This is a genomic window from Rothia sp. QJM3NY_36 (assembly GCF_056173115.1).
On the sequence record NZ_CM149658.1, the window covers coordinates 386,161 to 399,127 of the forward strand.

Sequence of the window (12,967 nt, forward strand, 5' to 3'; positions counted from 1 at the left end):
CCCGAACCACGGTCCCGCCCCCGCCTCCGCGCCCCCGTCGAAGAAGGAGCGCCCCGACGGCGAGTCGGACCCCGCGAGAAGGACTGTCGAGCATGACCGAGCTCATCGTGGCCCGCACCCCGGAGGAGCTCTGCGCGCACCTGGCCCAGCGCGTGGGCCAGGCCGAGGCCCGCAACCTCGCCGCCGTCGAGCAGCGGCGGGCCGCCGGGCAGACCGAGGAGGACGTCGCCCCCGAGGCCCCGCGGGTGGCCACCGTGGGCCTGGTGCCCACGATGGGCGCCCTGCACGAGGGCCACGCGACCCTGATCCGCCGGGCCCGGGAGCAGAACGACGTCGTCGTCGTGTCGATCTTCGTCAACCCGCTGCAGTTCGGTCCCGGCGAGGACTACGACCGCTACCCCCGCACCCCCGAGGCGGACCTGGAGCTGCTGCGCGGGATCGGGGTGGATCTGGTGTTCCTCCCCGAGGTGCAGACCCTCTACCCCGGCGGCGAGCCGCTGGTGCGGGTCACCTCCGGGCGGCTGGGCGAGCTGTTCGAGGGCTCCCGGCGCCCGGGGCACTTCGACGGGGTGCTCACCGTGGTCAACAAGCTGCTGAACATCACCGCCGCCGGCGCCTCCGGGCACCCGCTGCGCGCCTATTTCGGGCAGAAGGACGCCCAGCAGGTGGCCCTGGTCCAGCGGATGGTCGCGGACTTCGCGCTGCCGGTGACCATCGTGCCGGTGGCGATCGTGCGCGACGACGACGGCCTGGCCCTGTCCTCGCGCAACGCCTACCTGTCCGCCGAGGAGCGCACGGCCGCGCTCGTGCTCTCCCGGACCCTCGCCCTGCTGCGGGAGGAGGGGCTCTCCCGCGGGTACGCGGGCATCGACCTGGACGCCGCCCGGCAGCGCATCGAGCACGCCGACGGCGTCGAGCTGGACTACCTGGAGATCGTGGACCCGGAGACCTTCGAACCCCCGACCGAGGACTCCCCGCGGGCCCTGGCCCTGGCCGCGATCCGCGTGGGCGCCACCCGCCTGCTGGACAACATGGACGTGGTCTGAGCCCACCCCTGCCGAGACCCGGGAGCCCGCGGCCACGCGCTAGGCTGGAGGGCGTGACTTCCGCAGAATCCCCCCAGGCCCCCGAGACCACCCCGGCCGTCGAGGCCGAGCGCGCCCAGGCCGCCGCCGAGGCGAACGAGCAGATGCGGGTGCGCGCGGACAAGCGCGCCGCCCTGCTGGCCGTCGGACGCGAACCCTACCCGGTGGGGGTCCCCGTGACCCGCACGATCCCGAGCGTGCGGGCCCAGTACGAGGGGCTCGCCGCGGGGGAGGAGACCGGCGACGTCGTCGGGGTGGCCGGGCGCGTGGTCTTCCAGCGCAACACCGGCAAGCTGTGCTTCGCGACCCTGCAGTCCGGGGACGGCACCCGCCTGCAGGCGATGCTCTCCCTGGCCAAGGTCGGCCAGGAGGCGCTGGATGAGTGGAAGTCCCTGGTGGACCTGGGCGATCACGTGTTCGTGCGCGGGGAGGTCATCAGCTCCCGCCGCGGCGAGCTGTCCGTGATGGCCGACGAGTGGGCGATGGCCTCCAAGTCCCTGCGGCCCCTGCCGACCCTGCACAAGGACCTCAACGAGGAGACCCGCGTGCGCCAGCGCCACCTGGATCTCATGGTGCGCCCGGAGGCCCAGCAGGTGGTGCGCACCCGGGCGAAGATCATCTCCACGGTGCGCCGGGTGCTGGAGGAGCAGGACTACACCGAGATCGAGACCCCGATCCTGCAGCTGGTGCACGGTGGGGCCACCGCGCGCCCCTTCGCCACGCACCTGAACGCCTTCGACCAGGACATGACTCTGCGCATCGCCACGGAGCTGTACCTCAAGCGCGCCGTGGTCGGCGGGATCGAGCGGGTCTACGAGATCGGGCGGGTCTTCCGCAACGAGGGCGTGGACTCCACGCACAGCCCGGAGTTCACCACCCTGGAGGCCTACCAGGCCTACGGGGACCAGTACACGATGGCGGAGCTGATCCGCTCGGTCATCCTGGCCTGCGCGGATGCCCTGGGCGTGCGCGAGATCCCCTCCGAGCACGGCACGATCCACCTGGACGGCGAATGGCGCTGGCTCGGGGTGTACCCGGGGCTGTCCGAGGCCGTGGGCGAGCAGATCACCCCGGCCACCCCGGCCGAGCGGCTGCGGGAGATCGCCGCCGATCGCGACGTCGCGGTGGACCCGGCGTGGGATGCCGAGAAGCTGGTGATCGAGCTGTTCGGGGAGATCGTGGAGCCGACCCTGATCGATCCGACCTTCGTGTGCGACTATCCGCCGTCGGCCCAGCCGCTGGCCCGGCCCCACCGGGAGAAGGAGGGGGTCATCGAGGCGTGGGATCTGATCATCGGCGGAATGGAGCGCGGCACCGCGTTCTCCGAGCTGATCGATCCCGTGATCCAGCGCGAGCGGCTCACCGAGCAGTCCCGGAAGGCCGCCGGCGGGGACGAGGAGGCCATGCAGCTGGATGAGGACTTCCTGCGCGCCCTGGAGTCGGCGGCCCCGCCGATGGGCGGGCTGGGCCTGGGCCTGGACCGGCTGGTCATGCTGTTCACCGGGCTGGGGATCCGCGAGACCATCCTGTTCCCCCTGATGAAGCCCGAGCAGGAGTAAGCCGTGGAATACCTGGCGGTGCTGCTGCCCTCGATCGGACTGGGCGTGCTCTTCTGGCTCATCATGCGCTGGATCCTGCGCGCGGACAGCCGGGAGCGGCGCGCCCAGGCGGCCGCCGAGGAGGATGCGCGCACCTGGTACGAAGGGGTCCGCCGACGCGAGGGCGACGACGCGATCTTCTCCTCCTCGCGACGGCGAGACGACGAGAAACCTGAGAATTCCTGAATTCACCGCCGCGGAGATTGTATTCTCCGCGGCGGTGTTGTTATCCTCTAAACGAGAGCGCCGCAGCAGACGATGCGAGATGCGATGGGTGATCCGCTCGATCGGATAATCCGGATCATCACCGTTCCGGGCGTGCGGCATTCAGGTGAGCGAATCGGCAGGAGAACACCATGGCTCAGAAAGTGAAGATCATTCTCGAGGACGACCTGCAGGGCGGACCGGCGGATGAGACCGTCCGCTTCGGGCTGGACGGCGGTCAGTTCGAGATCGACCTGACCACGGAGAACGCCTCCAAGCTGCGTGACGCGCTGCGCCCCTTCGTGGCCAAGGCCCGCCGCGTGCAGGCCCGCACCGGCCGCGGCGGCGGAAAGCAGTCCTCCTCCTCCGGTCAGGCCCGTAACCCAGAGACCGCGAAGATCCGGAAGTGGGCCAAGGAGAACAACTACGACGTCTCCGATCGCGGCCGCATCCACCAGGAGATCCAGGATGCCTACTACGCCGCGATGAAGAGCGGGAAGTAGTCCCCTTCCGAACCACGCCTTCCGCCCCGCGGGACCTCGCGGGCGGGACGCGCATCAAGCCCAGGGCGGAAAAGCGCACGTGCTTTCCGCTCTGGGCTTGATGCGTCTCTCGCCGGTGGCGAACAGTCCGCACGCGGGCTTTGGGCGTGCGTAGCATCGAGGGCAAAGCCGCGTACAAGGAGACACCCATATGTTCGAGAGGTTCACGGATCGCGCTCGGCGCGTCGTCGTGCTGGCCCAGGAAGAGGCCCGCATGCTCAACCACAACTACATCGGCACCGAGCACCTGCTGCTCGGTCTCATCCACGAGGGCGAGGGCATCGCCGCCAAGGCCCTGGAATCCATGGGCGTGACGCTGTCCGCCGTGCGCGAGCAGGTCCAGGACATCATCGGTCCCGGGCAGCAGGCTCCCAGCGGGCACATCCCCTTCACCCCCCGGGCCAAGAAGGTCCTGGAGCTGTCCCTGCGCGAGGCCCTGCAGCTGGGACACAACTACATCGGCACCGAGCACATCCTCCTGGGCCTGATCCGGGCCGGGGAGGGCGTGGCCTCCCAAGTGCTGACCAAGCTCGGCGCGGACCCCTCGCGGGTGCGTCAGACCGTCATCGACATGATCTCCGGCTACCAGGGCGGCACCGGTGAGGCCGGCAAGGAGACCGCCGGGGTCGGGGCCGGCGGCGGCAAGGACGGCAGCCCCGCCGGATCCACCGTGCTGGACCAGTTCGGCACCAACCTCACCGCCGCGGCCCGCGAGGGCAAGCTGGACCCGGTCATCGGGCGCTTCAAGGAGATGGAGCGGGTCATGCAGGTGCTGTCCCGGCGCACCAAGAACAACCCGGTGCTGATCGGTGAGCCCGGCGTCGGCAAGACCGCCGTCGTGGAGGGCCTGGCCCAGGCCATCGTGCGCGGGGACGTGCCGGAGACCCTGAAGGACAAGCACCTCTACACCCTGGACCTCGGCTCCCTGGTGGCCGGCTCCCGGTACCGCGGGGACTTCGAGGAGCGCCTGAAGAAGGTGCTGAAGGAGATCCGCACCCGCGGGGACATCATCCTGTTCATCGACGAGATCCACACCCTCGTCGGGGCGGGTGCGGCCGAGGGCGCGATCGACGCGGCCAGCATCCTCAAGCCGATGCTGGCCCGCGGCGAGCTGCAGACCATCGGGGCGACCACCCTGGATGAGTACCGCAAGCACATCGAGAAGGACGCCGCCCTGGAGCGCCGCTTCCAGCCGATCCAGGTGGACGAGCCCTCCCAGGCCCACGCGGTGGAGATCCTCAAGGGCATCCGCGACAAGTACGAGGCCCACCACCGGGTGACCATCACCGACGAGGCCCTGGAGGCCGCGGTGTCCATGTCCGCCCGGTACATCTCGGACCGCTTCCTGCCGGACAAGGCCATCGACATGATCGACGAGGCCGGGGCGCGGCTGCGCATCAAGCGCCTGACCGCCCCGCCGGAGATCAAGGACCTCGAGGACCGCATCGCGGATCTGCGCTCCCAGAAGGAGGCCGCGATCGAGGGTCAGGACTTCGAGAAGGCCGCCAACCTGCGGGACAAGGAGCAGAAGCTCATCGCGCAGAAGGAGGAGGCGGAGAAGAGCTGGAAGGAATCCGACTCCGCGATGGGCGAGGTCAACCCGGAGGTCATCTCCGAGGTGCTGGCCGCGGCCACCGGGGTGCCGGTGTACAAGCTCTCGGAGGAGGAGTCCGGCCGCCTGCTGAAGATGGAGGACGAGCTGCACAAGCGCGTCATCGGCCAGGACGACGCCATCAAGTCCCTGTCCCGGGCGATCCGGCGCACCCGCGCCGGGCTGAAGGACCCGCGCCGCCCGGGCGGTTCGTTCATCTTCGCCGGGCCCACCGGCGTCGGCAAGACCGAGCTGGCCAAGGCCCTGGCGGAGTTCCTCTTCGGCGACGACGACGCCCTGATCACCCTGGACATGTCCGAGTACCAGGAGAAGCACACCGTCTCCCGCCTGTTCGGGGCGCCCCCCGGATACGTCGGCTACGAGGAGGGCGGCCAGCTGACCGAGAAGGTGCGCCGCAAGCCGTTCTCCGTGGTCCTGTTCGACGAGGTGGAGAAGGCCCACGCGGACCTGTTCAACTCGCTGCTGCAGATCCTGGAGGACGGTCGCCTGACCGACTCCCAGGGCCGTGTGGTGGACTTCAAGAACACGGTGATCATCATGACCACCAACCTGGGCACCCGGGACATCTCCCGCCGCGTGCCCGTGGGCTTCCAGTCCGCGGATGACGCCACGACCAACTACGAGCGGATGCAGGCGAAGGTGCAGGAGGAGCTCAAGGAGCACTTCCGCCCGGAGTTCCTCAACCGCGTGGATGACATCATCGTCTTCCCGCAGCTGACGGAGAAGGAGATCATCCAGATCGTGGACCTGTTCGTGGCCCGCCTGGCCGAGCGCCTGCGCGATCAGGACATGTCCATCGAGCTGACCGACGCCGCGAAGAAGCTGCTGGCCGAGCGCGGCTACGATCCGGCGATGGGCGCCCGCCCGCTGCGTCGGACCATGCAGCGGATGATCGAGGACCAGCTCTCGGAGAAGATCCTGTTCGGGGAGATCTCCGCGGGGGAGAAGATCACCGTGGACGTCGAGGGCGAGGGACAGGACGCGCAGTTCACGTTCTCCTCGCAGAAGATGGCCGAGCTGTCCGAGGACGGCATCTCCTACGGGGACGAGGGAGCGGAGATCACCGACTCCCACGTGGACCCGGAGCAGCTGTCCGGTTCGGCCCTGCCGCCCAAGACGGACCGCGGCGGCGGGGAGGCCGGCCCGGCCTCCGGAGCCGCCCAGGCCTGATCCGGAAGAGGCCCGCATCCGGGATGCCGCGAACGCCCCGGACCCGCGCACGGCGCGCGGGTCCGGGGCGTTCGCCATGTTCGGGGACGCGTAGACTCGACACCCATGACCGACCTCCACCTGCGCCCGGCCCGCACCGCGGACGCCCGGGCGATCGGGCGCCTCGTCGCGCCCTACGCCGAACAGGGCGTGCTGATCACCAAGGAGACGGTGGACTACTACGAGGCGATCCAGGAGTTCCTGGTCATCGAGGCCCCCGGCGTCGGGGTGGCCGGCTGCGCGGCGCTGCACGTGATCTGGGAGGACCTCGCCGAGATCCGCACCGTCGCGGTGGACCCGGTGCTCACCGGCCACGGCATCGGGCGGCGGCTGGTGCAGGCGCAGCTGGAGCGGGCCCGCGACCTCGGGGTGAGCCGGGTGTTCTGCCTGACCTTCGAGGTCGAGTTCTTCCGGCGGATGGGCTTCGAGGTCATGGACGAGCAGGAGGGCATCGACCCGCAGGTCTTCGCCGAGCTGCTGCGCTCCAAGGACGAGGGCATCGCCGAGTACCTGGACCTCGCCCGGGTCAAACCCAACACCCTGGGCAACACCCGCATGATCCGCGCCCTCTGAGCCCCGCCCATCTGCTGAGCCCCGCTCGCGGGCGGCCGGGTCAGGGCAGGGCCACCGTCTCCGGGGTGGGCTCCGCGGCCAGCCCGTCGGTGAGCAGCCCCTCCAGGCACCGCCGCAGCTGCTCGGGCGGGGCTTCGAGGCGACGCAGGGCGCGCACGGCGCGCACGACGTCGTCAGCCTCCGCCGCCGAGCCGTGGGCCTGCTCCGGCAGCCGCGGGTCCAGCAGCAGGGCCCGGGGCACCGGGGCGCTCGCCGCGCGCAGCACCGCCATCAGGGCCCCGCGGGCCTGCCGGTCCGTGCCGTGCCAGGCCTGGCCCTTCGGGGCGACCTCCGGCTCCGGGCGCCCCGCGGCCACCCAGGCGCAGTCGGCGAGCACCGGGCACTCCTCGCAGCGCGGGGCGCGGGCCGTGCACACCAGGGCGCCCAGCTCCATCACCGCGATGTTCCACCGCACGGAATCCTCCCGATCTCGCGGCAGCAGGGCCTCGGCCAGGCGCATCTCGGCGGCGGTCATGCCCCTGCCCGGCAGGGCCCGCCCGGAGATCAGCCGGGCCTGCACGCGCCGGATGTTCGTATCCACCACGGTCTCCCTGTGCCCGAAGGCGAAGACGCTGATCGCCGCGGCGGTGTAGGCCCCGATCCCGGGCAAACCCAGCAGGGTCTCCCGGTCCGCCGGAACCTCGCCGTCGTGCTCGGCGACGATGGCCGCGGCCGCAGCGTGCAGGCGCAGAGCCCGGCGCGGGTAACCCAGTCGGCCCCACGCCCGCACCGCCTCCCCGGGGGACTCCGCGGCCAGCGCGGCGGGGGTGGGCCAGCGCCGCAGCCACTCCCGCCAGACCGGCAAAACCCGGTTCACCGGGGTCTGCTGCAGCATGAATTCGCTGACCATGACCTCCCAGGGGGTGCGCTCGGGGGCCCGCCAGGGCAGGTCCCGGGCGTGGGCGCGGAACCACGCGCCGATGCGCTCGTGCAGCTGGGACAGGGTCGCGGGATCCGGCAGGGCGGTGGGAGCAGGCATATCCCCACCACTGTAGGGCAGGCGGAGGGCCCGGGATGCCGCGGAAAGGCGGCTTCCGGCGGGTCCGGGATGGGAGTGAGCCAGGACGCGGCGGCGGGGAGAATTGGGTAATCTGAGGGCCATGGCTGACTACGAAGAATTCGACGGTGACGGGGAAGAGTACGAGCGCGAGGCGCCCGAGGTCTATCGCAGGCGGCGCATCATCGCCGCGATCATCGCGATCCTCGCGATCATCCTGGTGGTGTGGGCGCTGGTCTTCGCCTTCCAGCGGCTCACCGACTCCGGGGATGACACCGCCGCAGCCTCCAGCGCCGCCGCCGGAGACAACTTCGACAGCTTCAGCGCCCGTCCCACCGGCGGCGCCTCCGGGTCCGCCTCGGGCTCCGCCTCCGCCCAGCCCTCGGCCTCGGCCTCCGCGGAGGTGACCCCCACCGGCGAGTCCACGGCCTCGGCCGACGCCGAAGGCACCGAGGCCAGCGCCACCCCCACGGACCAGGCCGCCGCACCCACCCCGGAGCCCACGACGCAGCAGCCCGTGCAGGCCTGCTCCGACGCCTTCACCGTGAGCACCACGGTGGACAAGCAGGTCTACGCCGCGGGGCAGCAGCCGGTCATCACCACGACCGTCGCCAACGGCTCGCAGAACCCCTGCACCGTGGATCTCGGCTCCGCGAACACCACGTACCAGATCACCTCCGGCCCGGCCAACGTCTACAGCAGCCAGACCTGCCAGGCCCAGCCCACCCACGATGAAGCCACCCTGCAGGCCGGGGCGAAGCAGACCACGAGCCTCACCTGGGATCGCGGGATGAACGCCTACGGCTGCGGGCAGGCCGCCCAGCAGGCGAAGACGGGGTACTACTGGGTCACCGCGACCGTCAACGGCGTGAGCTCCCAGCCCACGCTCATCGTGATCCAGTAGCCGCGTCTCATCGACCGCGCTTCACGCCCGGCGCCGGACCCGCTCAGGGACATCCGGGGCCGGGCGCGGTGCGTTCGCGTGGGCGGCAGGGCCGCGTCTCTTCCGGTGCAGGGCGCCCGCCGCGGGGTCTCACATGAACCGCTCCAGCAGGCTGGATTCGGCGGTGCGGGCCAGGGATTCGCGGATGCTGCGGGCGCGTTGCTCGCCGACCCCGTCCACGGCGCGCAGATCCTCCAGATTCGCGGCCATCAGCGCCTGCAGACCGTCGAAGCGCTCCACCAGCCGGTCGGCCACGGCCCGCGGCAGCGACTTGATCCCGGCCAGCAGCCGGTGCCCGCGCGGAGCCACCGGCACGTCCAGGTCCCCGGCCCCGGGCAGTCCCACGGTGCGGGCCACCACCGCCAGATCCGCCAGCTCCGCCGGGTCCAACCCGGCCACCGCCTCCCGGGCCTGGGCCAGTGCGGCCGCGTCGGGCGGAACCGGGAGGTAGTCCAGCAGGAGGGCATCCGCATCGGGCTGGCCCAGGACCAGCTCCTCCAGCTGCATCTGCACCATCCGCCCCTCGGTGCCCAGCTCGACGACGGCCTGGTCCACCTCCGCGGTGATGCGCCGGACCAGCTCCAGCCGCTGCAGGGCCGCGGCGACGCTGCGCACGGTCACATCGGACTCGATCTCCAGGGAGGCGAGGTTCGCGAACTCCTGATCCAGCCGGTGGGAGTAGCGCTCCAGGGTCTGCAGGGCCTGGTTGGCGCGGAACATGATGGCCTGAGTGTCTTCCAGGGGGTAGCGCACCCCGTCCGCGTAGATGGTGATGATGCCCATGGACGCGGACACGGAGACCACCGGGAACCCCGTCTGCTTGGCCACCCGCTCGGCGGTGCGATGCCGGGTCCCGGACTCCTCGGTGCGGATGGCCGGATCCGGCATGAGATGCACCCCGGCCCGCAGGATGCGGGTCACGTCCCGGTCGCACACGATCGCCCCGTCCATCTTGGCCAGCTCCCGCAGGCGGGTGCCGGTGAACTCGATGCCGATGTCGAAGCCCCCGGTGCCGATGGCTTCGACCATCCGGTCCGAGCCGAGCACCACCAGTGCCCCGGTGCCGCCCTGCAGGATGCGCTCGAGACCCTCCCGCAGCTGGGTGCCGGGGGCGAGCAGGGCGAGGGTCTTGGTCAGCAGACAGGTGCGTGCGGTAGCCACCCGTCCATCTTAGGTGGGCGGTCCCCGATGGATCGCGGGGCCGCGCGGACCGGCTGTCGGCGGGCCTCGAGAACGGGCCCTGCGGGCGGGGGAGGGAAGCCCGCGGGCTTTCAGCCCTTGGTGCGCCCCGGGAAGAGCGTGGCCACGGCCTCCACCACGGAGGCGACCTCTTTGACGGTGAAGCCCGCCGGGACCTGTCCGGCCCCGGCGGGGGAGGCGGGCACGAGGGCGTGGGTGAAGCCCAGCCGCGCGGCCTCGGCGATGCGCTGGCGGATGCCGGGCACCGCGCGGACCTCACCGGCCAGGCCCACCTCCCCGAAGACCACCAGGCGTCGCGGCAGCGGCTTGTCCTCCGCGGCGGAGGCCAGGGCCATGACGGTCGCCAGATCCGCTGCCGGCTCGCTCAGGCGCACCCCGCCGACCGTGGAGAGGTAGCAGTCCATCTTCCCGACGCCGAAGCCGGCCCGCCGCTGCAGCACGGCCAGCAGCATCGCGGTGCGCTGGGCGTCCAGTCCGGCGGTGGCCCGGCGCGGCTGGGAGGTGGAGGACTCATCCAGCAGCGCCTGGACCTCCGCCAGGAGCGGGCGGCGGCCCTCCAGGGTCACGCTCAGGCAGGTCCCGGCCACGGGCACGGGGGTGCGGGAGACGAACAGACCGGACGGGTCCGAGACCCCGGTGATGCCGTCCTCCAGCAGGTCGAAGCAGCCGACCTCGTCGGTGGGGCCGAAGCGGTTCTTGACCGCGCGCAGCATCCGGATCCGGGAGTTCTTATCCCCCTCGAACTGGCAGACCACATCCACCAGGTGCTCCAGCAGCCGGGGCCCGGCGATCGCGCCCTCCTTGGTCACATGCCCCACCAGCAGGGTGGTCATGTTCCGCCGCTTGGCCTCGGCGATGACGGCCGCGGCCACCTCCCGGACCTGGGTGACCCCGCCGGCGGAGCCGTCCACCTCCGCGCTGGCCAGGGTCTGCACGGAGTCCAGGATCAGCAGCGTCGGGTTGATCCGTTCGATGTGGGCCAGTGCGGCGCCGAGGTCCGTCTCCGCGGCCAGGTACAGGGTGTCCGCATCCGCGCCGATCCGGTCCGCGCGCAGCTTCACCTGGGCGGCGGATTCCTCCCCGGTCACGTACAGCACGTCCCGGGTGCTCCCGGCCCCGCGGGCGAAGGTCGCCGCGACGTCCAGCAGCAGCGTGGACTTGCCGACACCGGGCTCCCCGGCCATCAGCACCACGGCCCCGGGCACCAGCCCGCCGCCGAGCACGCGGTCGAACTCGGCGATGCCGGTGGAGGCGGCGCGGGCGAGGGTCGCGTCCACCTGGGTGATGGGCTGGGCGGGGGTCTGCACGCTGGCCGCGGCGCTGGTGCGCGGCCCGGAGGCGACGGCGCCGACCTCCTCGATGGTGCCCCACTGCTGGCATTCCCCGCAGCGGCCCACCCATTTGGCCGTGGTCCAGCCGCATTCGCGGCAGCGATAGGCGTTGGCGGCGCGGGGGCTCTTGCGTGCGGGGCTCATGTGCCCAGGGTAGAGGCCCCGACTGACAGATCGAGCAGGCGCCTCCCCGCCCTGAGATGCGGGTTTCGTGTTGAGTTGCGCCGTTCGTGTTGAGATGCGTCCCGCCGTGCGGCATCTCAGCACGATCCCCGCATCTCAGCACGAATCCGGAGCGCCTCAGTCCGAGTCCCGCCGGGTGCGGGACCCGGGCCGGTCGTCCTCCTCCTCCGGGTCCACCACCGGCAGCGCCTCGGTGAGCTCCTGGCGGATCTGCACCGGGATGGTGCTGGCCTTCGCGTAGGGCAGGCCCGTGGCCGCCAGCAGGTCCACGCTCAGCGGTCGGATCAGCATCACCAGGGACTCGCCCTGGTAGGTGCGCACCCCCAGGGCCGCCGGATCCAGGCGCTGGGCCACCCGGGTCAGGTCCGCCCGGGCGCGAGCGGAGAAGGCCTCCCGGGCCGTCGTCGAGCCGCCGGCGAAGGACGCCCCGATCAGGTCTACGGCCTCGGCCAGCTCCGTGAGGATCTCCTCCAGGGCCGCCACCGCCTGGGGCCGCAGCCGCACCGTGCGGATCACGGCGGTCAGGCGCCGGGCCAGCACCCGGGTGTTGCGCACCGCGTGATCCAGGGCGTCCAGGCAGCGCTCGTAGGCTTCGATCTCCTCCAGGCGGCCGCGCCGCAGCAGGGTGAACCGCGCCTGCTCCCGGCCCATCTTCAGCGCGGACTCCAGGGCCGTGATGCTGGGCTGGGTGCGCCGGCTGCGGCGCAGGGCGCGCTGGGCGCGCTCGGCGTCGTACCCGCCCAGGGCCGCCGCGATCTCGCGCAGCACCGCGGAGAACTCCCCGCTCAGCGTGCGGAAGCCCCGCCGGGCCTCCCGGCTGGGATCCCGCGGGGAGATCGCCATGATCGCCAGCGCGAAGCAGGCCCCCACGATGGCGTCCAGGCTGCGGGCGAAGGGCCCGTCCACCGACGGCGGGAGGATCACCACCAGCACGGACTGCAGGCCCATCTGGGTGGTGAAGATCGTGCCGTTGTCCAGGAAGCGGGCCAGCAGGATCGAGACCAGCAGGACGACGGAGGCCTGCACCAGGCCCTGACCCAGCACGTGCATCAGCACATCGCCGACCGCGATGCCCAGGGTGCACCCGAGGGAGACCTCCAGGATGCGGCGCAGATGCACCGAGCCGTTTCCGTAGCCGAGGGAGACGATCGCGGCCGTGGCGGAGAACAGCGGACCGTGGTGGCCCAGCACATGCTCGGCGAAGGCGTAGGCTCCGACCGCTGCGATCGTGATCTGCAGCGACTGCCCGAAGCCCGCGCGCACCCGGCCCAGTCCCGTGCGGGTCCGACGACGGGCGTGGTCCAGCACGGCGCCTGCACGCCCGGCGATCCCGCTTCCGCTCATGCCCCCATGGTACGGAAAGCGTCCCGGGCGGGGTTCGGTCGGGTGCGGACGGGGCGCCCGAGTGTTCACCCGGCGTTCACCCGGGATCGGGCCTCGGGTCACCTGCC

Annotated in this window: 11 protein-coding genes; 7 read left to right on the top strand and 4 right to left on the bottom strand. The window is 71.7% G+C overall.

The features are described from left to right. The first annotated feature begins 92 nt into the window (after positions 1-92). The 6 genes from panC to AC0VXQ_RS01715 all read left to right on the top strand — a co-directional run bounded on the left by panC (position 93) and on the right by AC0VXQ_RS01715 (position 6,823). Complete coding sequence (gene panC / locus AC0VXQ_RS01690; protein WP_058731105.1) at positions 93-1,046, top strand: pantoate--beta-alanine ligase; 954 nt, start codon at positions 93-95, stop codon at positions 1,044-1,046. 53 nt (positions 1,047-1,099) lie between these two features. After that, positions 1,100-2,644 (top strand): lysine--tRNA ligase, encoded by a 1,545-nt coding sequence (gene lysS / locus AC0VXQ_RS01695; protein WP_058731104.1) that lies wholly within the window; start codon positions 1,100-1,102, stop codon positions 2,642-2,644. A gap of 3 nt (positions 2,645-2,647) precedes the next feature. Continuing rightward, complete coding sequence (locus AC0VXQ_RS01700) at positions 2,648-2,869, top strand: hypothetical protein (protein ID WP_058731103.1); 222 nt, start codon at positions 2,648-2,650, stop codon at positions 2,867-2,869. A 170-nt stretch (positions 2,870-3,039) separates the two neighbouring features. Continuing rightward, positions 3,040-3,390, top strand: coding sequence for a histone-like nucleoid-structuring protein Lsr2 (locus AC0VXQ_RS01705; RefSeq protein ID WP_058731102.1), 351 nt, complete (start codon positions 3,040-3,042; stop codon positions 3,388-3,390). Between the two features lie 190 nt (positions 3,391-3,580). Then, positions 3,581-6,211, top strand: coding sequence for an ATP-dependent Clp protease ATP-binding subunit (locus AC0VXQ_RS01710; protein WP_058731101.1), 2,631 nt, complete (start codon positions 3,581-3,583; stop codon positions 6,209-6,211). A 105-nt stretch (positions 6,212-6,316) separates the two neighbouring features. Continuing rightward, positions 6,317-6,823, top strand: coding sequence for an amino-acid N-acetyltransferase (locus AC0VXQ_RS01715; RefSeq protein WP_058731100.1), 507 nt, complete (start codon positions 6,317-6,319; stop codon positions 6,821-6,823). 40 nt (positions 6,824-6,863) lie between these two features. Here AC0VXQ_RS01715 and AC0VXQ_RS01720 read toward each other — a convergent pair whose 3' ends face one another. After that, entirely contained in the window at positions 6,864-7,841 is a 978-nt protein-coding gene (locus AC0VXQ_RS01720; RefSeq protein WP_058731099.1) for an HhH-GPD family protein, read from the bottom strand. A gap of 121 nt (positions 7,842-7,962) precedes the next feature. On the opposite strand from AC0VXQ_RS01720, the gene AC0VXQ_RS01725 reads away from it, so the two are divergent. Beyond that, positions 7,963-8,763 carry a hypothetical protein gene (locus AC0VXQ_RS01725; RefSeq protein WP_058731098.1) on the top strand — a complete coding sequence of 267 codons (801 nt, stop codon included), beginning with the start codon at positions 7,963-7,965 and terminating at the stop codon, positions 8,761-8,763. Positions 8,764-8,892: 129 nt separating this feature from the next. Here AC0VXQ_RS01725 and disA read toward each other — a convergent pair whose 3' ends face one another. The 3 genes from disA to AC0VXQ_RS01740 all read right to left on the bottom strand — a co-directional run bounded on the left by disA (position 8,893) and on the right by AC0VXQ_RS01740 (position 12,860). Continuing rightward, the gene (gene disA / locus AC0VXQ_RS01730) at positions 8,893-9,963 is read right to left on the bottom strand and encodes a DNA integrity scanning diadenylate cyclase DisA (protein ID WP_058731097.1); all 1,071 of its coding nucleotides are present in this window, start codon (positions 9,961-9,963) and stop codon (positions 8,893-8,895) included. A gap of 110 nt (positions 9,964-10,073) precedes the next feature. Next, positions 10,074-11,477, bottom strand: coding sequence for a DNA repair protein RadA (gene radA / locus AC0VXQ_RS01735; protein ID WP_279752078.1), 1,404 nt, complete (start codon positions 11,475-11,477; stop codon positions 10,074-10,076). Between the two features lie 156 nt (positions 11,478-11,633). After that, a complete protein-coding gene (locus AC0VXQ_RS01740) occupies positions 11,634-12,860 on the bottom strand; it encodes an FUSC family protein (RefSeq protein ID WP_279752077.1) in 1,227 nt (408 codons plus the stop codon). Positions 12,861-12,967 lie beyond the last annotated feature (107 nt).

Bases quoted from the DNA above. Each gene is read 5' to 3' on its own strand.
- panC (WP_058731105.1), top strand. From the start codon at position 93: ATGACCGAGCTCATCGTGGCCCGCACCCCGGAGGAGCTCTGCGCGCAC.
- AC0VXQ_RS01705 (WP_058731102.1), top strand. From the start codon at position 3,040: ATGGCTCAGAAAGTGAAGATCATTCTCGAGGACGACCTGCAGGGCGGA.
- AC0VXQ_RS01710 (WP_058731101.1), top strand. From the start codon at position 3,581: ATGTTCGAGAGGTTCACGGATCGCGCTCGGCGCGTCGTCGTGCTGGCC.
- AC0VXQ_RS01715 (WP_058731100.1), top strand. From the start codon at position 6,317: ATGACCGACCTCCACCTGCGCCCGGCCCGCACCGCGGACGCCCGGGCG.
- AC0VXQ_RS01720 (WP_058731099.1), bottom strand. From the start codon at position 7,841: ATGCCTGCTCCCACCGCCCTGCCGGATCCCGCGACCCTGTCCCAGCTG.
- AC0VXQ_RS01725 (WP_058731098.1), top strand. From the start codon at position 7,963: ATGGCTGACTACGAAGAATTCGACGGTGACGGGGAAGAGTACGAGCGC.
- radA (WP_279752078.1), bottom strand. From the start codon at position 11,477: ATGAGCCCCGCACGCAAGAGCCCCCGCGCCGCCAACGCCTATCGCTGC.
- AC0VXQ_RS01740 (WP_279752077.1), bottom strand. From the start codon at position 12,860: ATGAGCGGAAGCGGGATCGCCGGGCGTGCAGGCGCCGTGCTGGACCAC.